This is a genomic window from Streptomyces sp. NBC_00539, from assembly GCF_036346105.1.
In the GTDB taxonomy this organism is placed as follows: domain Bacteria; phylum Actinomycetota; class Actinomycetes; order Streptomycetales; family Streptomycetaceae; genus Streptomyces.
This window is the reverse complement of the sequence record NZ_CP107812.1, coordinates 408,996-427,418: the sequence shown is the minus strand read 5'-3', so window position 1 is coordinate 427,418 and position 18,423 is coordinate 408,996. Positions and strand designations below refer to the sequence as shown.

Here is an 18,423-nt window from a genome sequence, read left to right as displayed (position 1 = left end):
GTCACGGTCTGTGATGTACGCCACATTGTTAACTTTCCGTAGTCGTAGGGTTTAACAGCTCCCGGAGACTGAGCCCCCCGCGGCGCGAGCGTGCGTTCCCACCCGCGACGCCGTTGGGGAGGGCGGCTACACACCGCTACCAGCCCCGAACGGGCTGCGATCGCATGAGTCCGAGAGGACGCGCCGATGTGGTGAACTACCGCCGTGGCGGATCGCCTTCCCCTTCCGGGGGTCGATCCTTCCGGGTCCCGCGGGCCCGGAAACCCGGTGCTCCGGCAGCCCGGCCGTATCGGGCCGTGCACAAGGGGGGAGGCGTCCCATGGGACGTCACCGCCGGGCAGATCCGCTACCGCTGGCATGGGGCCGGCACGCGCGCAGGTTCGCCCACGACTGGGCCTACCCAGCCGCGTTCGCCTACTACCTGCTGGCGCTATTGGAGAAGGCCGCCGGCTCCGTCCGCTAAACGGAGCCGACGACCGGTCCAGTGAGGGGGCCCGCCGCACCCAGCGGCGGGTACCCGCGCATCACGCACGTCGAGGGCCGCCGGACAGCACCCATAGGGAATTCACCAACGGTAAATTCCCCCTCCCCACCCGCCACCTTCGCAGCCCGACAGGCCTCGTATCAAGCGGACCAGGTCATCAAGTGCGATCGCACCTACGATCGCACCAAACCCGCTAAGGCCACCTCAGCCGCGCACGGCCCCACCGCTTTCCCCGGGCCGGCGTTACCCGTGACGGCTCCGCAAGGCACCTTACGGACGCCTACGCCCACCCTCCACTCCGGCGACGCAGCTCCGGTTCAGGCCGGTGACGGGCACACCCGCCGAACAACCCGAGCTGCTCGCTCCGACCTCCCCACCACTGCCGCTCCACGTCACGGCTCCGTGAACCGGTTCACGGAGCCTGGCAGTCATGGAACGACGGCAGCATGCGACGGCGAGCAGGGAGCATCGAGCCTCACCCGCGCACGCCACAGTCGGCGCGCGGGCTACCCGAAACTCCCCACGACTACGGGACGTCGCCCCGCCACACGAACCGGCCGACACCACCGGCGCCGGGGTCCGCTTCGGCCGGCTCATAGCCGGACCGGCCGGACGGCCCGAACGCGCCGTGCTCCGACATCAACACCGCCCCGTCCACCACTTCCTGGGGCTCCCACCCGGTGACGTCGAGCAGCATGCCGTCCAGGGGGCCGCCCACCAGCTCGACGTAGACGTGTCCAGGTTTCGGCCCCGGGTCCCGCTCGCTCGGCTCTACCCCGTCCACACGCCGATCCACCCACCACGCATCCACCCCCACACCCAACCACCACCAGACCAGGGCCCGAGCAGTGATGCGGGAAGGGACACCCCTTCGAAGGCGGCCGGTGCGCCGACCTGACACGGCAGGGTCGTTACCTCCCGGCTGGCGAATCGTTCCTCCGGGTGTCGCGACGCAATGCACACCGCTCCCCCGCGGTAGGCGACACCGGCCCGGGCAGTCACCCTTCCCCCCTGACTCCCGGGCCTCACCCTCTCGTCGCCCATCCTCGACCCTGTGACGGCCAGCGCCCGACCCCACGGGCGTACCCCTGGCTTCCGGCCAGCCCCGCAGCCGGTACTGCCCTGCTCCGTTACCCGGGCTGGCCGGCTCGCCCTGTGATGTGCGGTGTGGGCGGTCGCCCGCCGTCCAGGCGGCCGCCCACACCCGGACACCGGTCAGTGGTGGCGACGGCCCCAGGACTCGGTGTCGACCGTGCGGCCGCGGTCATCGCGCAGCGTGGCGGTGTCGCCGTGGTTGTCCCAGATGTAGTCGCGGCGGTTTTGGAACAGGTCGGTGCGGGTGTCGTGGCCGGTGCCGGTGTGGATGCGGATGGTGGCGCGGCCGTTGATACGGACGTTGTCGAAGCGGTAGCGGTTGCCGTCCTCATCGCGCAGGGTCCAGCCGCGGAGATTGACGGCGTCGCGGGTGGTGTTGGTGATCTCCACCCACTCCGCGTTCAGGGACCGGTTGGAGCGGTCGTCGCGTCCGGGACTGTCGGCCTGGACCCGACTGATCTCCACCCGCGAATGCCGGCCGTGATCACGATCCTGCGCCGTCGCCGGCAGCGCGGCAGCCCCCACCAAGGCCCCGGCGGCCAGAACAGTCGCGGCGATACGACGAACGGAAGAAGCAGAAGACATGGATGACGCTCCCTCAACAACAGTGCCCCACCCGCCGAAGCAGGAGACGGCAACCGGTGCGGAACCCCGGCCCGGAATGAGCCGAGGCCCACACTCTCGACCCCGCACCCGCCCAAGCGCAGCCCTTGCCGAGGCCGGTTACCGGACACGGACATATCCGTCACACACGCCTGTACACCCCACACAAACCTGCCCGCCGTGGCCCTGACATTCGCCGCCCCCACGCTCACCCGCCCCACAAACGGCACCCACAGACAACACGCTCCGGCGCACCACCAGGCGCGCCCCTCCCCCACCTCACCCACCCGGAGTAGTTGATCAAGTAACAACCGTTCTGCGGAGTTCTTCGCGCGCACGCCCATAGCTCGCATGTCGCTTCGACCACGGAACTGTGGCGGCGCCCAGCGTGAGGCCCCCCACACACGTTCAGGACCTATCAGCTTCCCCCACCAAAGCGGGGTCGCCACCAGTGTGGTGGCGACCCCGCTATGGGTGCGCGGCGGAGTACTTGACTACTCCCACAACCGGTCGGTCACCCAGCGCGCGGCGAGCGGGGTGGCGGTGGTGACCGCCAGACCCACCGCGACAGCGTTACTGACGGACTGGGTGGTGGTGTACGCGATCAGCCCTGCGCCGACCCCAGAGACCACGCCGAGAAGGAGCTGCCACACCAGCCGCACGATGGACACCAGCCGGTCCGGGGGCTCCGGAGACGCCGGGACTGGCCGTTCGCGGTGCCGCAGATTCGCGATCTTGATGCGGGTCACCGTGTGGTGCCAGATCAGAGAACGTTCCTCCTCGACCCCGCAGGCGGTGAGGAAGATGTGCAGGAACTCAGTGGTGGGGAGTTCCTTCTCGCTGTTGAGGACGGAGGCGAACGTCGCGCCGGAGATCTGGTAGAGCCGCCCACTGCGCTTTTCCAGGGTCGCGATGGTCAGCCCTTTCTCTGCCACCAGTTCCCGCATGACGGACAGCACGTCCTGCGGGGTGGTGCACAGGGCGAGGGCCGTGTGAAAGCGGTCCACGGTGGGGCTGGTGACCCGCTGCAGCTCGTCGCGCGGGTGAGTGTCCACGAACTGCTGGACCAGGGCGAGGAGGCCGTCAGTGGGGGCCGGGATCGTCGGCCCGGGCGGCACCTCCACGGCCGTCTCGTTCCCGGCCGTGACGTTCTTGCGTGCCTCCTCGCCGGCCTCGCCGGCGAGCGCGTTGCGGTGGATGGTGCGCCAGGGACGCAGATCCCCGCTGTAGCCGCAGCCGCGGACGAACGCCTCGACTACTTCCCACTTCGGGGTGCGCTGGCCCGATGCCGCCAGGGACAGGGCCGCAGAGGAGTAGTGCGATGTGGAGGCCAGCTCCCTGTAGGTGAGGTTGCTTCGGCGCCGGAGCGCCCGCAATTCGCGGGCGAGCTCCGCCACTTCCATCGGCGCATCCGCCGGTATGTCCTTCTCAGGCCGTGCCATCTGCCCCCGTCACCCCCAGGGAGCCGTGCGCACGGTCGTGGGCGCGCCGCACGAACTTCTGGGCGCCTCGGTGGAGCTGCCGGTGGCCGGCGTGCCGGGGGCCGGCCGGAGCGGCGCGGGGCAGGGGCAGTTCGACGGGCACGGTGCTGGACGGGATGCGCCGGCGGTTGCACCGGGCGTAGCCCCGGTGGGGGTGTCCCGGGCGGTGAGGCTGCCCGGAGGTCGTCGGGATGGCGGCGTCGGCCGCCGGCTCGGCGGTGAACGCGGTGAGGCTGACGGGGGTGGTCAGCTCGGTCCCGGCGCTGCGGTCGGGGCCGACGGGGCCGTTGACCACGGTGCCGTCGGACGCCCACTGCTTGAGGACGTCGCCGATGGTGGTGGCGACGAGGATGCCGACCGAGACGGAGGTGTCGGGGTCGCATCCGATGAAGTGGGCGGTGGTGCCAGCGACTGCGCCGGCAGCGTTGGCCGCAGCGGCAGCCATGGCCAGGCGGCGCTTACGGGGGGAACGGGGGGTGCTAGGCATCTCATCTCCTGGAAACGGAAAGTCGAACCCCGGGTATGAGCGAGGGCGCCCGGCCTGTCGGCAGGGCGCCCTCGCTCACCTGGGCCACGGAGAGCTCTCCGGGCGGGGTGTAACTCGGCCTGAGTGCGTATTCAGTTAGGACGGGCCTGGCCGCTACCGGACCGGGGAGCTCCAACTCCCCTTACCGGCGGAGGACGAGGGTCCTCCGGGCTTCCGCACGCGTACATCAGTCTGCCCTACGGGCGGTTCCACTCGGGTCTGCGTTCGTGCTCTCTGAGGGGCAGCCCGCGCGGGTGAACAACCCTTTCGGCCGCGACACGTTGGGCTGCCTTACGGCGGGATCAATTGGTATCTGGTAGAGCGGTTCGGCTCCGTGACACGCCTTTCAAAGACTCCGTGCCGCTGTTGGGGTGATGAGAACCTCACAGAATTGTCCAGTGAGAGGGCTCCCACAGAGCAAGGTCTGCAGGTCAGAGGTATTGTTTAGTTGTTGCGGTTCTTCAGGCTTGCGCGCGGACCTGTCCGCCAGGCACCGAATCGCACCCGAAGCCCCCTGGCGGCACGCCACCATGGGGACGCGGCTCAGCTCCAACTGACCGCGATATCAAGAGGCATCTCATGGCCTGAGTGCACCTTGACGCCCCCCTGCGTGAGCAGGGGGGCGAAAAACTTGCCGCAGACACCTGCCCATGAAAAGTCGACTTGTCCCGGTTCATCCCGTTCCTTTACAGCGGGGGCATCATCTGTGAACAACCGGCGGCGCGCCTCTCCAAGATGGCGACACATGTGAGCGACTTCACCTGAACCGCCCGCCGTTGCACGGCCGCTGAACGCGAACACGTGACCCCGAGTCGAGCAGATGTTCGCAATAAGTGCCGCCGGGTTCCGCTTCCGGGTCCGAGCAGGCACCCTCGGACACTCGCCTCCACCCAGTCGACATCGGGGGGCTCAACCACCGGGTCTATGAGAGCTCGCAGCACCCTCCCGGGCGCCGGCAGTTCCGACCGGCGAGGGGATGCGGCCAGCCCGCTGGCCGTGGGTGCGCTGTATCGGTCATGTCCGGTACACGGTCAGCTCTCCCAAGGTGTGTGCGGCGGTGCTTCCCCACTCGGACGGCGTGTTCTGCGGAGTCGGTTTGGCCGGAGGCCGGACCGTGAGGGTCTGGGGAAGGGTAAGCGGCCCGTCCCGCATCGGCCCGGGGGCCGCGTCGAAGTAGTACACGTTGAGGGAGCTTTCATCGGTGACGAGATGCGGGCCCGACCATGCCTGGGCGGTGGTACGGATGGCCGCGGGGCTGATCAGAGGTTTGGTGAACATCCGGCGTAGGCGGACCAGGGCCCCTGCCGTGATGATGCCGTCGTCCGTGGTCTGTGCCAGGGGGGATGGGTCACTGTCCTGGGCTGGTCCTTCGGCCGGGATCTCGCCGGCGAGGAGCAGGACGAGCATGATGGGGACGGCTTTGCGCCGTAGTTGTTGGGTGGTGTCGCCCAGGCGGTGGATGTGGTCGGCGGGCAGGGACAGGGCAAGGGAGCCGGCTTCGCCGCCGATGCTGACGGCGACCGCCGAGCAGCACGTGTCGGTGCCGTACTCGAAGGCGTCGTAGACGGGTGCGCCGGGCCTGAGCCGGCTGAGGCGGTCCAGGAGCGCGCGGGGGTTGGTGATGGTGCGTTCGGTGAAGGCTTCGGTCTTGTAGCGGGAGACGTGGTCGGCTTGGCCTGCGGGGTCGAGTTGGCCGATGAGGGACTTTCCGACGGCGGTGGCGTGGCCGGCGTAGCGGAAGGGGATGTACTCACGCACCGGTGGGGTGTTGTCGGCGGTGGAGGCCTGGGTGATGCAGATGTCTCCCGCTGCGTAGCGGCCGAGGTAGATGGCGGCTCCGATTTCCTGGCGGGTGATCGCCAGGGTGCGCTGGAGCTGAGCGGCGATGCCGGCGCCGCCGGGCAGGGCGAGCCGGTCCAGGGCAAGGCCGGGGGCGAAGACGGTTTCGGTGATGGGTTCGGCGAACTCCTCCTCGCACAGCATGCCCAAAAGGGGCGCGAGGGTGGTTTCGGGCAGGCCGGTCTCCTGGCTGATCTGCCTGATCTCCACTCCCAGGCGGTGGTCCTGGAGGACCCGGACCACGGTCAGGGCCCGGCGTGCTTCCTTGAGTGCCTGGCTCGTCGTCGGCGGGGCCGCGTGCGGTGGTGCCTTCCGGACGGGCCTGGCGGGGGGCGGTACCTGCGGTGTGGGGGCTTTGGGCCGGCGCGGGCCGGTGCCAGCCGGTTCTGCGGTCTTGCTGTGCTCCGAGCGGTGGAGCATCCAGCCGCCCGGGATCAGGGGGTAGTCCCAGGGCGCAGGCGTAGGTACGACGGCGATGACGTCCTTGGCGAGGCGGGGGGCGGGCAGCGGGACGTCTCCGAGATCAGGGTGGTGCGCCTGGGCGGTGTGGCGGGCCATCCGCACATAGGCCGCCGCAGGAGCAGATTGGGTGGTGCCGCGGCCCCACCAGGGCTCGGGCGTGAACGGGGCGCCGCTGGGGCAGGCAAGATCCGCCCAGCGCTGCGCGTCTTGGTAGTCCCCGTTGCGGCTGTGGTCGAGGTACAGGCAGTAGGCGGCGGTGCGGTTGTCCGCGCCTGCCGCGTACTGCCACCAGAAGCGGGCGCCATGCTCGTCACCCGCCAGATGGAGAACACAGGCAAATACGAGGGCACCGGTGGTGAGAGTGACGTCGGAGGCGAACACCGCGAGCCGGGACGCGGACTTCAAGGCATGCACCACCGACACGCTCAGCGTCTTCAATACCACGTCGGCGCGCTCGGGATGAACAGGGTCCTCGGCGAACGGGTCAGGCCAAAACGAGGCGCGGGCATCGGTGGATGCACCGTCGGCCGGTTCCGGGCGGGCAAGGAGACGGGCCCGCGCTGCCTCCCGGTCGGCACGCGAGCGCCGGGCAGGGCGCTCCGGGCCTGCGCGCAGCAGGTCTTGGAGAAGGTCGACTTCGGTCCTTTCACTCACGATGTCCTCCCGTCCGGGTGGTCCGTTGCAGAGGCGAGCAGCCGGGTCAGTTTCTGCGTGGCCTGGCTGCGGGTGGTGCGGACCGTGTTGGGCGTGACGCCCATGATCGCTGCGGTCTCTTGGTCGGTGTATTCGAGTCGGGTCGTCATATTGAGGACGTCACGCTGGCGTTCGGTGAGGTGCCGCATCGCCTCGTGCACCACGATGCGCTGGGTCAGCTGGTGGTAGGGGTCTTCGGCGCTGTCGTCGGGGTCGGGCTCGAACGCGGTGAGGTCCATCGGGTCCATCGGTACCGGCTGCTTCTTGCGCTTGCGCCGCACGTCCTCGATCCGGTTTTTCAGAATCCGCCAGGCGAAGCCCGCCGGGTTCTTCATCGACTGCATACGCAGCCATTCCTTTCCGATCCCCGCGAACGCGGCGTCCGCGGCGTCGTCCGCATCTGCGTGCGAGCAGCCCAGGGCCTGCCACGCGAAACCCCAGTACCGGTCATACGCGGCGTCATGGAAACGCCAGTAGGACTCCTGGAAGGCCGCCGGCAACTGGTCTATGGAACGGGGGCGGCCAGGCAGGCCCACTGCACCGCCCGGCTCGTCCGAGCCCCCTGCGCTCACCTGTCCACCTCATGACGCAGATCGTCCGGGTTCCCCGCCCGGGGTACCGCGGTCGTGATGTGCGAAATCCCCAACCGCACCCCGGCACTCAGCAGCCGACGGCCGACGCGCAGGATGTCGGGGCCGAACACCCGGGCGCCCAGCAAGATCTCGAGCAACGTCACAGGGCTGTGCTGCACGTTCCCTCCCACAACCGATCCGGTCCACCGCAGCCCCCTCAGCGCGGCGGTGAAGGCGGGTGCCTTCACCGGTACAGCGTCAGGAGAGCCCGATGTGTGCAGAGAGAAGTACAAGAAAATTTATTACGTATGGTAATGAAGCCGATACCAAAACAGATGATCAGCCAGCGAACGTGACTCGGTCAGCTGCGGTCAATTCAGAACAACGCGAGCCCAACCACCCCGGCGTATGCGCCGGAGCACCCCCAGCGGGGAGCCGGCGGCGCCCGGCACTCAACGACCCGACAACCCGACAACCCGACAACGCCCCCCTTCACGACCACAAAGCGCACCGCCGGATACACGGCAGCCGCCTCGGGACTAGCCACCACCCGCTCAACCGGTAACTGCCGCCGGCCCCGCCCCAAACCAGGGAACGTCCTCCACGGCCACGTCCAGGCGCAGCCGTTTGAACCGCAGCGGGTGACGCCACACCCCGCCGCGGTCGACGGCCCGGTCAGCGCTGACCTCCGCGACCAGGTCGGGGCGGACCAGGCGCACGTCCAGGACGTCACGGCTCCCCCAGGTCGCGGCGAACGTGACGCCCTCCCACGGGTGACCGGGGCCGGCGGCCGTCAGGTGCTCGGCGACCAGGCGGGCCGCCTCCATGCGCAGCGGTACGGTACGGCCGACCGCGCGGAGCCGGCCGTCCTGGTCGTGGCGGCCGAGGACGAGCAGGCCGGGGCGGGTGAGGGTGCCGGTGACGGCGCCGATGATCGCCTCGGTGGTGTCCCGGCGCCGGACCTTGGTCCACGCCCCCCTGTGGCCCGGCATGTAGCGGCTGGTCAGGGGCTTGACCACGATGCCTTCGACGCCCGACACATCCGTCCACGACTCCAACCACTCCCGCGCCGTGACCGCATCCGTCGTCATCGGACACAGCGTCCACGGGGCCGTCAGAACGTGGTCGGCGAACAGGGCCTCCAGGCGGGCCCGGCGCTCCACATACGGTAGGTGCAAAAGCTCCTGGCCGTTCTGCTGCAAGACGTCGAACGCCACGAAGAAGGCCGGCAGCTTCGCGGCCAGGCCGGGGGCGCTGCGGGTGCGGGCGGCGGTCCGGCGCTGCAATCCCTCGAACGACAGGGCACCGGCCTCGGCGTCCCACACCAGCAATTCGCCATCGAGGACCAGGCCGGCCGGCAGCTGCCTGGCGGCCGCGACAAGATCAGGGAACGCGCCCTGGACCAGGGAGCCGCGGCGGGTCTGGAGCAGCACCCGCCCACCGGGGGCGGCCGGGGTGAACACCAGCGCCCGGTACCCGTCGAACTTCTGCTCATACGCCACCCCGGAGGCGAGCGGACGCACCGGCGGGATCACCTCGGCGGCCTGCGCCAGCATCGGCTCCACCGGCGGACGCAGCATGACCGGCCTCCTCGCCCTCGTACGTCACCCGGGACCAGCCTCACCCGGACCGAGCGCGGCGGCCCGGCGGGCGGGGCCGCAAGCCGCGCCGGCCGCGGGGCTGCGCGCCGCGTACGGCGTGACCGCCCCGCGATCACCGCCTTGCGCCTCCTGCGCCCACCGCCAGCACGCCGCCGACCACACATCCGCGTCGTGACCCGGTGGCGACACTCGCGTAGATATTCGAACGCGTGTTGCAATGGAGGAGTGAGGCCACCGTTCCGTTTCCCCGATAACCTGCTCGCCCTCCAAAGGGCGTGGCTGCGTACTTACACCGATCTCGCCGAGGCCCCGCCCGCCTCCGGTTCGACCGCGCTGCGGCGCCGGCTGATCCTCCTGTCCGGGCGCCTGTACACCCATCCGTACTGGACGGCCCCCGCCGGCTGGCGGGCCGGCGGCGTCGAGCTGCGCCGCGCCGCCCGCAGCCACACTCCGACACCCGCGGAACGGGAGACGGCATGAACGAGCCCGAGCACACCCCCCAGCCCCGCCCGCAAGCCGTCACGTGGGCGCCGAGCCAGACCGGACCATGCGCCCGGTGCCACGCCCCCACATGCAGGTACGGGACGGGCGGGAACCCGCTGTGCGGGGCCTGCAGGGCGCTGCGGCAGGCGCAGTACGGAGGCTGAACCGTGTCCGTCCTGCCTCCGGATATGCCGCGTCTGCGGACGCTGGTCACCTACCTGCGCGGCGAGCTCGGCCGAGCGGGCGCTGAACGCTGCCGAGGCCGCCGAGGAGGCCGCCGCGCGCCGACGCCCGCCGAAGGAGCCGCCCGCGTGGTTGGTCGAGCGCGAGATCGGCGCCGGCCGACCCCCGGGCCGCGTCCACGTCGGAACGTGCTGGGACACGGGCAAACGTTGCGCCCCCGCCACCGCCGACCAGATCCGCGACCTACTCGCCCAAGGCCCAAGGCGTCCCCGCCTGCCCCCAATGCCGCCCCGACACCGCACTCGGAGTGCTGGAATGACCACCTCGCAGCAGGGTGGAGGGATGAGTCCCGCCCCGCGCATCATCGTCTACCCGCCCGACGCCCAGGGCGGACGCCGGGTCCGCTGCGACGGCGAAATCCTCGGCCGCGCCCTCGGCCCCGCCGACCTATTCGAGTTCCTTCGCCGCGCCGGCCTCGACCCCGACAACGTCGACCTGGACGACACGCGATTGATCGAGTGGCGCGGCGGCGGCCCAACCGTGTGGAGTCCCGAACCTGGCGAGGAGTGAGCTGCTGCCCTCTACGCCGGTCAGTAGGTAACAGACGATCCAGTACCGATCAGGCACCGCCTGTGCCCCAAATCTGCCGGCAGGCTGGACAGGTAGACAGCCCTTAGGCACTGGACCGGAACCGCTCGGAGTACGGGCCGTACCTACCGATCGGCAGGTACGGCGCGACGAGCTACCGCTGGACATTGCTGAGTTGCATGCCTGTCACGACCACAGTCCTACCGGCAGAACTTTTGCACTGCGTCACTTGCGCCGGCCGCGAAGCCTTTGTTGAACTGCTCGGTGTTCGCAACGTCGCCCTGCAGCGGCGTCGTCTTGCAGGTGGCCTTGCCCCTCTTGAATCCCGCCTGCCAGCCCTCGTCAAACGAGGCCCTACTTTCGGACGCCTCCTGCTCCTCGACCGATCCGCATTTGACTGCAGCTCCATTGACCTGCTGTGCGGTGACCGTGCCTGTTGCGCCGGGCAACAGCAGTGTGAATGCGCCGTTGACGTTCGCTTTGATAGTGGCGTCCGCGCCGCCGGAGTCGACGATCACGGTCTTGTTCGGCACGAAATTCTTGCCGGTGACCGTGATCGTAGTTCCCGCTGCGCCCTGGGCCATCGCGCAGGACGAGCTGGCCGATTGTGCCGGTGTCGCGAAGAACGTCACCGAACCGAGTGCCAGTGCCGAAATCGAGAGGGGAGACATTACAGCTATTCGCATACGCCTGTTCATCGATGCACCTTCTTTTTAGGGAAATCGTGGGCACTTGGTATGCGGTACCAGGCTGAGTAGCCCGTATTGGCGCCCGAGAGGCCACCGCGGTCGAAGAACGTCTGCATTGCAGGGCCGACCGCGGCTCCAGAGATCCGGGGACGCCGTTCCATCGTCTCGCCGGATGCACGGCATGTCGAGTCGGGGGAACGGTGAGAGGGTTTGCGTGTAACCGCCCGTACGGCGGATGGAGTAGGCGACTCAAGCAGGCCGAGCAGGCGAAACCGATGAGGAATTCGAGCGCCGCGCGCTGGTAGTGAACCAAAAGAGAGCGTGACGTTGAGGGTGACGCCGTTTCCACGTCACGGGCTCCAATGACACTGCTAGGTTCCATCGCGCGACCTTTAACGGCACCGCCTGGTTCGAGCACGCGCTCTTCATGGACGCCGCCCGGTTCGACGGCGCGACCTTCACCGGCGAGGCGCCATTCGGCGCGACCTTCACCAAAGCCCCCCGCTTCGACGAGGCGGGGGCGCGTCTCACGCCAGAAGGCACTTCGCTGGCCCATTACTGGCCGACAAAAATGGGGACGGTGCTGCCGCCAGCCGCAGCGAGCAGCATCATCGCTCGTCGAATCCGCGCCGAGGTTCGCACTCTCCCCCGCATGAACATCACCAGGTACGGCGAGCCCTGCCCCCTCTGCAACGATCCGCTGCTCTTGGCAGTGCTCCAAGGGCACTCTGCGCAGTCCGACTTCCCCATCGCCGAGCGCATCACAGGGCGCCGATGCTCCGGCTGCCAGGCGGACCGGCCCGAGTGGGTGGAGGTGATGTGGGAGCACTACGGCGACAGCTGATGGTGCCGTGCGAATGCTGCGCCCCACCCCCACGAGCCCCGCCCGCCCCGGAGTTCCACTGCGCTCTATAGCTCCCCAGCTGCGCAACGGTCCATCCAGACGAAGAGGCCGGAATCTCTCCGAATCCGGCCTCTGAGGATGAGCACTGCATGAGCCCAGTCCTTGATCGGTATGTCGATCAGAGAGCGCCCAGGTCGGCCGCGACTGCGGACAAGATCGAAGCGAGTTGGAGGCGCCCTTCTCGGGGGAGGCCACGCGCGAGGTCAGGGACCAATGCCTCCTTGCTGCCGCTGCGCTCGACATAGCGATGGAGGAATCGGCTTCGCTGGTCTTCATCCAGGGTGGCCATGACGAGGTCCATAACGGCGTTGCCGTCGTGCCACGGCACAGGAGGCACCGGCTGAAGGTCCATTGGACGTGCGGACGGGGCTTCGTCGGTGATAACGCCCTTATCAGTCGGCGGGTGCTCGGCGCGCCGGTTCTGTGTCTTGGAGGTGATAACGGCGTTATCGGTCTTCTGCGGGACCGAGGTTAAGTGGGCAGCCAGCGGGCTGATAACGGCGTTATCGCTCGCAGGGGCCGAAGGCTGAGTCGGCACGACGCTACGGCGTCATGGTTGGGGGGCGGCGGCCCGCAGCGGTGTGTCCGCGGTGCGCCGGCCGTCGCACCGCGCCGCGGTGGTGCCCTCGCCGCGCCCGGGCGCCCCGCAGGCGCGGTGCGCCGGCCGTCGCCGACCATCACACCGCGGAAGAGATAGCGCCACCCGCTACCCGGACTGACCTTCGACATGCTGATCACCGGGCCATGGAACATCGCTTGTGCCCTGTGCGAAAGCGCGGTCTGGGGTCTGATCCGCCGGGCGGGAAGCCATCACTAAGTCTTCACCGGCCCGCCCGCCAGGCGGGCCGCCACACCAGCCCGAGACGGTAAGCCGCCGGTGTGTGCACTCTCCGACGCATGGAAATCACACGAGCCGGAATCGCCTGTCCCCTCTGCCCCACGATCACCGAGGAGCTGGTGTACCTGGTCCTCAGCGCCCAATCGCCCTTCCCGCTGAGAGAAGTCATCCGGGACCGCTGGCGCCCCGCCGGTTGCCACCTGCTCCAACTCGACCACTGGAGGAAGGAAATGCCGCCCCTCCCCGGCGACAACGACGCCTGACAACGCCGTGCGATTACTGCGCCGCGCGGCCCCGGCATCGTCATGCAACCGACTCCACCGTCATCGAGCCCGCACCAGTGCGCCTCTCGCCCGACCACCGGCCATCGCTGAGCACACCACGTCACCGAAACGAGGAAGAGCACCCCGGTCGGCTCCCTCGGCGGCAGACCGCCGGGGGAGCCGCCGGCTGTAGTTCAGTGGGTCGCTGCCTCGTCGACCTTGCGGCGTGTGCGTCGTGTGGCGCGGTCGGTGTTTCGCCGCCGGGTGGTACGGGCTTGAGGGCGGGCCGGGATGTCGCTGGGGCTGTCGGGTTGGTCAGCGGCCGCGGCCAGAAGGGTACGGATGGTGTGGGCGAAGTCGGGGCCGGGCAGGGGCAGCTCCCGCTACTAGCGCAACCTTCCCCACCAGCCACCCGGTGGAGCGCACCGTGATGCGGGAGCGCAGGGCATCGTCCGCACCCGCACACCTCTTACGCACGGTGACGGACCGCGGTGTACCGGGAGGAAGAGTTCTCACCTCAGCAGCCGGGGGGCCTCGCCTCCGGTCAGTTCACCGCGAGCCCGCGAAGGCCACTACGCCTGCAAGGCACGCCAACGCCTCGAGTGCCTTGACCGCCTTCGTGGACGACCTGCGCGCTGGGTACTTCCGCTGACAAGCTGGCCCAAACCGGTGGTGACCTTCATGGGCTCGGCTCCCACCGACACATACACAAGGGGAAACCATGGGCAATGACAGCGCGTACTGGGAGTGGCGCGATGAGCAGCTTCTGGCTGAGAGTCGCGCGAAGGGTGGTGAGCCTTGTCGGGTCTGCGACCAGCCTGTACCGGCTAACGCGCATTGGAAGCATCGTGATCGGCACGTGTGTTCGCCGCGCTGCAATCTGAACCTGAACCGTCGGTTCAATCGGAAGGTCGAGCGTGGTGAGTTCACCCCGCCGCCTGTGTTCGCACCCGATCCGCAGCCTCCACGGCCACCTCGGGTGTTCCGCACCTTGGCAGCGGAGGCTTCCTTCCCATACGAGCTCTTCGGCTACTCCCCGAAGCCCGGAGATCTGGTGGAACGACATGGGTCGATGACTGCGGTGCACCGGGCGGTAGACCTTCCTTCCCACGTTCTGCCCAGTGAACTCCGCACGGATCGCTGGGATCTCAGTCGCGTGGCTGCAGCCATTCATACGCAGACCGGCTCGGCGTTTTACTACCTCACTGATGCCTCGTGGACGCCGACCAGTCTGATCCTGGGCCCATACCTGGGGCTCCGTCGTCTCGAAACGTTCGCAGCCTTCGAGGCTGAGGGGGGCACGTGGCGCTGGTACGGCGAGATCATCCGCGACGTAGACGTCAACGGCCAGGAGTACACCTGGTCGGCTTACGTATGCGGTCGGCACTCGGTGCCCCGGATGTGGACGCCGGCGTATGCCTCCAGATCGGAGCGGCTGAAGCGCGAGTCTCGCTCGGCAGGCAGCTATGCGGCGCGCATGCGCAAGTTGGGTATCGACGGCACGATCGAGCGATTGGATCCTTTCGTTGTCTACGAACGAGATGAGTGGTGCTGCCAGATCTGCCGTACCCCCGTCGATCCGCAGCGGGCGTGGCCTGACATGTGGAGCGCCACTCTGGACCATCGAATACCTCTAACGGCTGGTGGCGAACACTCACTTAGCAACGTCCAGCTAAGTCATTGGATCTGCAACCTCCACAAGGGGGACCGGTTTATCGTCGAACCCTGACAGCCACAACCTGGGCAATCACCCGCTACGCCCTGCGTCGCTGTCGCCCAGGCACAGCTCCCCAACGCCACCGTGCGAAATCCCGATCGTTTCGTCCGCCGGGTGCGCGACGTGCGCGGCCTCGAACGCCCGCCGGGTCTCCTTATCCCCCAACGCCACAGCAAGTAGACCGTCGGGTGCGGACGGAAGGCGAACGCGACGCCGGTTACCGTCACCCGGCGTGCGAGGGCATCGGCCTTGAACACATGATGCCTGGATGCGCCTTGGCAGCAGGTCGGCCTGGATTCGGTCAGCGGATGGGTGCCAGCCCTGCTCACCGAAGAGGTTCCGCAACCGCGTTGCTCGCGTCACGCAATCCACACATCGGGCTCGGGCAGTCCGAGGACCTGCAGCAAGGGCGTGCCCCATGTGGCCCAGCGGATGAGATCGACTCCCCAGACGAGGCGGATGTCTTGAGCCTTAGCTAGCTGGTGGGCGGGGGCTGTGAAGGATGTGTTCGTGATCGCGATGACGATATCTGCCTTGTGCACAGGGCGAGCCGTGCCGTTGATCGTCTGAATTGCCTGGGAGCCTACGGGGCGGCCTCCGGGCTGGCGATGCTTGCACTGAAAGACGATCTTCCGGCCGTCCAGGGTGTGAGCGACGACGTCGGCGCCCAGGTCTCGGGGGCCGCCTTGGCGCTGGGTGACGATCAGGCCGTCGCGGCGGGCTAGAGCCGCGGTGGCTTGCTCGAACTCGATCGGGGTCATCGAGTCGAACTCGGGCTTGCTGATGCTGTCGCTCGTCGTGGCAAAGGCCTGGAAGGCAACTTCTCTTAGGGCGATCTCGTGCATGACCTCCCTGTGCCCGCGTACCGCTGCGTCCAGACGTCGGCGTGTCCGGGCCTGCTCGTGGATGATCTCCCCCACGCGATCCATCTCTGTGTGGCAGTCGCGGTTGCTGCGATGATGCCGCTTCGCAAGATGCGAGCTGCTGAGCTTCCTCAACGTGTCGTGGATCTCGAGCAACTCGTTCTCGGCCGCCCTGATGTTGACCAGCTCTGCCCGGAAGGCCTCGCGCAGCTTCATGTTGGCCTGCGAAGAGTCACGACCGGTAGGGGTGAGTAAGTCCGCCGCGAAGCGGCAGAAGTGGTCGTGTTCGGCTTCCACCTCTTGTTCTAATGCGTAGAGCTGCTCGAAAGTCTGATCGATGAAGCGGCCTTCGGTCATGTGGAGAAAGGCCGCGAGGAGATCGTCGTCGGTGGCGTCGCTGACGAACTGTGACAGTGCTTCCTTCAGCCTCAGGTCTTCGAAGGCGGGCATGACTGTTCTGCTCTTCCAGTTGATGTGCATCATGCCGCCCCGGTGGGGGTCATGGGCTCGCCCCACTCGGCCCAGCGCTGAAGTTTTGTGCGGTCGATCAGGCGTACCTGGTTGGCGGCCGCGTAGCGGAGAGCGGGCTGGGTGATGGTGCCGTTGGTGACGACAATCGCTTCTGCGTCTGCAGAGACAGCCGCCCTGTGCGCCTCGTGCACAACGGACGTGCTTACCGCATCGTTGGGCAGGCCCCCTGCCTGGCTTCTGCGTACGTGTTTTGCGGTGACCGATATACGGCGCCCGCTACCGAGTGATGCGAGCAGGGAGCGGCCCACAGGCGTGACGACCGGGTGGACATCCGTTGCCAGCAGTTGTTGGACCAGCTCTCTGAAGGCTGTCGCGGACATCTGGTCGATCTGCGCCAGGGTGAGCGTCCGCTCTGCGCGCCTCTTGAAGGACTCGGTGATGGCGAGATCGTGGAGCTGCCTGCGGTCATGCGCAAGGAGGTCAGCCAGCCGGGACTGAGCTTGCTCCAGCTGGTTACGCAGAATGGCAAGAGTGTCGAGGGTGTAGCCGTGTGCCTTCTCGGCTTGCGCCCGCGCTTCCAGGTTGAGGCCGAAGTGCTCGCTGATCTCGGAGCTGAGGACAGTCGCCTCGGCCAGCGCCTGCTTCGCCTCGACGAGCTCGATCTCCAGACCCTCCTGTAGGTCGCTTGCGGCAGCACGGCAGTCGATGGAGACCTGATCCCAGTGGCCCAGGCGACTTTGACTGCGGTGCTTGGCTTCGTCCCTCTCCTTGCGCAGCCACCCAACGTGGTCCTCCCACGCTTTGCAGATGGTCTCGGCTATCCGGCACTCGCCCGTCCACAGCAAACAGGCGAGAAGATCGTCCTTGTCCCCACGTGCGATGAGGCGACCCATCTCTTTGCGGACAACTGCATGTTGGTAGCGGTGCGGCGTGACATTGGCATCACGGTCGATAATCACCGCGTGAGAGTACCCATAGCCACTGACAGGACCGCCAGCTTCCCAGCTGCTTGCAGCGGGATCCCCGACATCCCGTTCGACGTACGCCCCGAATCCGTACTGAAGGCCGGAGCCGGCGGACCTAACTCAATGCGTTTGAGTGTGCACGGGACATCCTGCGCCCTCACTCGAACGCCAACCCCGTTCGAGGCTTAAAGGGTGTTGCAGAAGGCTCATCTCCGGGCATTTTCCCTGTATGGGTGGGGTGTTGAGGGCTGAGTCGGTGTGGGTGGAGACGTTCACGGGCTTGCGGATGGATCGGTTCGCGAAGCTGGTGAAGGTGGTGCGGGAGCGGGGCGGGAACGGGCCCGTGGCGGCCGCCCGTGGTGCCTGCCGCTGGCGGACCGGGTGCTGCTGGTTGCCGTGTACTACCGCACCAACCTCACGATGCGCCAGCTCGCTCCGCTCTTCGGGATCTCCCCGGCCACCGTCTGCAGGGTCATCCAGCGGCTGCGTCCGTTGCTCGCGTTGGAGCCGGCCCCGCGGCCGGTCGCCGAGGTCGAGCGGTTGTGGATCGTGGACGGCACCCTCATCCCAGTCCGCGACCGCACCATCGCCGCCTCCTCCCGCAACTACCGCTTCTCGGCGAACGTGCAGGTCATCATCGACGCCGACACCCGCCTGGTCGTCGCGAGCGCCCGGCCGGCGCCGGGGAACAAGGCCGATGCCCACGTCTGGCGGGAGTCGGATCTGCCGGCCGCGGCGGCCGGCACGACGGTGATCGCGGACGGCGCCTACCTGGGAACCGGCCTGATCGTCCCGCACCGCAGAAGGGCAGGACGCCCCCTCCTGCGCGGCCAGGAGGAGGACAACGCCGAACACCGACGGGTCCGGGCCCGCGTCGAGCACACCTTCGCCCGCATGAAGAACTGGAAGATCCTCCGCGACTGCCGCCAAAAAGGAGACGGCCTCCACCACGCCGTCCAGGCCGTCGCCACCATGCACAACCTCGCCATGACACAGTGAAAGACCAGGTCAGGCGCCACTTCGGCCTGCCGAAGCCGGACCTTCTGCAACACCCTTTACGAGCTCGTGCATGGTTGGCGGTGCGGCGCTGGATCGTGATCCCT

At 68.1% G+C, this 18,423-nt stretch carries 16 protein-coding genes and 3 pseudogenes; 8 read left to right on the top strand and 11 right to left on the bottom strand.

Features of this window, described 5'->3' with window-relative positions:
- Positions 1-319: 319 nt before the first annotated feature.
- The gene (locus OG861_RS34110; RefSeq protein WP_330262045.1) at positions 320-463 is read left to right on the top strand and encodes a hypothetical protein; all 144 of its coding nucleotides are present in this window, start codon (positions 320-322) and stop codon (positions 461-463) included.
- A gap of 547 nt (positions 464-1,010) precedes the next feature.
- On the opposite strand, the gene OG861_RS34105 is transcribed toward OG861_RS34110, so the two are convergent.
- From OG861_RS34105 to OG861_RS34070, 8 genes are all read right to left on the bottom strand, one after another.
- Positions 1,011-1,295 (bottom strand): hypothetical protein, encoded by a 285-nt coding sequence (locus OG861_RS34105; protein ID WP_443064492.1) that lies wholly within the window; start codon positions 1,293-1,295, stop codon positions 1,011-1,013.
- Positions 1,296-1,699: 404 nt separating this feature from the next.
- Positions 1,700-2,164, bottom strand: a complete 465-nt coding sequence (locus tag OG861_RS34100; protein ID WP_330262043.1) for a lamin tail domain-containing protein — start codon at positions 2,162-2,164, stop codon at positions 1,700-1,702.
- A 512-nt stretch (positions 2,165-2,676) separates the two neighbouring features.
- Positions 2,677-3,624 (bottom strand): helix-turn-helix domain-containing protein, encoded by a 948-nt coding sequence (locus tag OG861_RS34095; RefSeq protein WP_330262042.1) that lies wholly within the window; start codon positions 3,622-3,624, stop codon positions 2,677-2,679.
- Entirely contained in the window at positions 3,611-4,150 is a 540-nt protein-coding gene (locus OG861_RS34090; protein WP_330262041.1) for a hypothetical protein, read from the bottom strand. Before OG861_RS34090 ends, OG861_RS34095 begins: the two co-directional genes overlap by 14 nt.
- A 1,053-nt stretch (positions 4,151-5,203) precedes the next feature.
- Entirely contained in the window at positions 5,204-7,144 is a 1,941-nt protein-coding gene (locus tag OG861_RS34085) for an IclR family transcriptional regulator domain-containing protein (RefSeq protein ID WP_330262040.1), read from the bottom strand.
- The gene (locus OG861_RS34080) at positions 7,141-7,755 is read right to left on the bottom strand and encodes a sigma-70 family RNA polymerase sigma factor (RefSeq protein WP_330262039.1); all 615 of its coding nucleotides are present in this window, start codon (positions 7,753-7,755) and stop codon (positions 7,141-7,143) included. Before OG861_RS34080 ends, OG861_RS34085 begins: the two co-directional genes overlap by 4 nt.
- Positions 7,752-8,003, bottom strand: coding sequence for a hypothetical protein (locus OG861_RS34075; protein WP_330262038.1), 252 nt, complete (start codon positions 8,001-8,003; stop codon positions 7,752-7,754). The genes OG861_RS34080 and OG861_RS34075 overlap by 4 nt, the downstream gene beginning before the upstream one ends.
- 306 nt (positions 8,004-8,309) lie before the next feature.
- Positions 8,310-9,335 carry an ATP-dependent DNA ligase gene (locus tag OG861_RS34070; RefSeq protein ID WP_330262037.1) on the bottom strand — a complete coding sequence of 342 codons (1,026 nt, stop codon included), beginning with the start codon at positions 9,333-9,335 and terminating at the stop codon, positions 8,310-8,312.
- Between the two features lie 246 nt (positions 9,336-9,581).
- Here OG861_RS34070 and OG861_RS34065 point away from each other — a divergent pair, with 246 nt between their 5' ends.
- The 3 genes and pseudogenes from OG861_RS34065 to OG861_RS34055 all read left to right on the top strand — a co-directional run bounded on the left by OG861_RS34065 (position 9,582) and on the right by OG861_RS34055 (position 10,592).
- Entirely contained in the window at positions 9,582-9,836 is a 255-nt protein-coding gene (locus OG861_RS34065; RefSeq protein WP_330262036.1) for a hypothetical protein, read from the top strand.
- Positions 9,837-10,154: 318 nt separating this feature from the next.
- A pseudogene (locus OG861_RS34060) lies at positions 10,155-10,217 on the top strand (hypothetical protein); the annotation flags it as partial.
- Positions 10,218-10,364: 147 nt separating this feature from the next.
- The gene (locus OG861_RS34055; RefSeq protein ID WP_330262050.1) at positions 10,365-10,592 is read left to right on the top strand and encodes a hypothetical protein; all 228 of its coding nucleotides are present in this window, start codon (positions 10,365-10,367) and stop codon (positions 10,590-10,592) included.
- A 218-nt stretch (positions 10,593-10,810) separates the two neighbouring features.
- On the opposite strand, the gene OG861_RS34050 is transcribed toward OG861_RS34055, so the two are convergent.
- Complete coding sequence (locus OG861_RS34050) at positions 10,811-11,242, bottom strand: hypothetical protein (RefSeq protein ID WP_329375277.1); 432 nt, start codon at positions 11,240-11,242, stop codon at positions 10,811-10,813.
- A gap of 433 nt (positions 11,243-11,675) precedes the next feature.
- Here OG861_RS34050 and OG861_RS34045 point away from each other — a divergent pair.
- From OG861_RS34045 to OG861_RS34035, 3 genes and pseudogenes are all read left to right on the top strand, one after another.
- Positions 11,676-12,143 (top strand): annotated as a pseudogene (locus OG861_RS34045) (pentapeptide repeat-containing protein); the annotation flags it as partial.
- Between the two features lie 957 nt (positions 12,144-13,100).
- Positions 13,101-13,304 carry a hypothetical protein gene (locus OG861_RS34040; protein ID WP_330262035.1) on the top strand — a complete coding sequence of 68 codons (204 nt, stop codon included), beginning with the start codon at positions 13,101-13,103 and terminating at the stop codon, positions 13,302-13,304.
- 721 nt (positions 13,305-14,025) lie between these two features.
- Positions 14,026-15,033, top strand: coding sequence for an HNH endonuclease (locus OG861_RS34035; RefSeq protein ID WP_329202782.1), 1,008 nt, complete (start codon positions 14,026-14,028; stop codon positions 15,031-15,033).
- A gap of 347 nt (positions 15,034-15,380) precedes the next feature.
- On the opposite strand, the gene OG861_RS34030 is transcribed toward OG861_RS34035, so the two are convergent.
- Positions 15,381-16,334 (bottom strand): restriction endonuclease, encoded by a 954-nt coding sequence (locus OG861_RS34030; protein WP_330262034.1) that lies wholly within the window; start codon positions 16,332-16,334, stop codon positions 15,381-15,383.
- A gap of 29 nt (positions 16,335-16,363) precedes the next feature.
- Complete coding sequence (locus OG861_RS34025) at positions 16,364-17,314, bottom strand: restriction endonuclease (RefSeq protein WP_329202785.1); 951 nt, start codon at positions 17,312-17,314, stop codon at positions 16,364-16,366.
- Between the two features lie 235 nt (positions 17,315-17,549).
- Here OG861_RS34025 and OG861_RS34020 point away from each other — a divergent pair.
- Positions 17,550-18,319 (top strand): annotated as a pseudogene (locus OG861_RS34020) (transposase).
- The last annotated feature ends 104 nt before the right edge of the window (positions 18,320-18,423 follow it).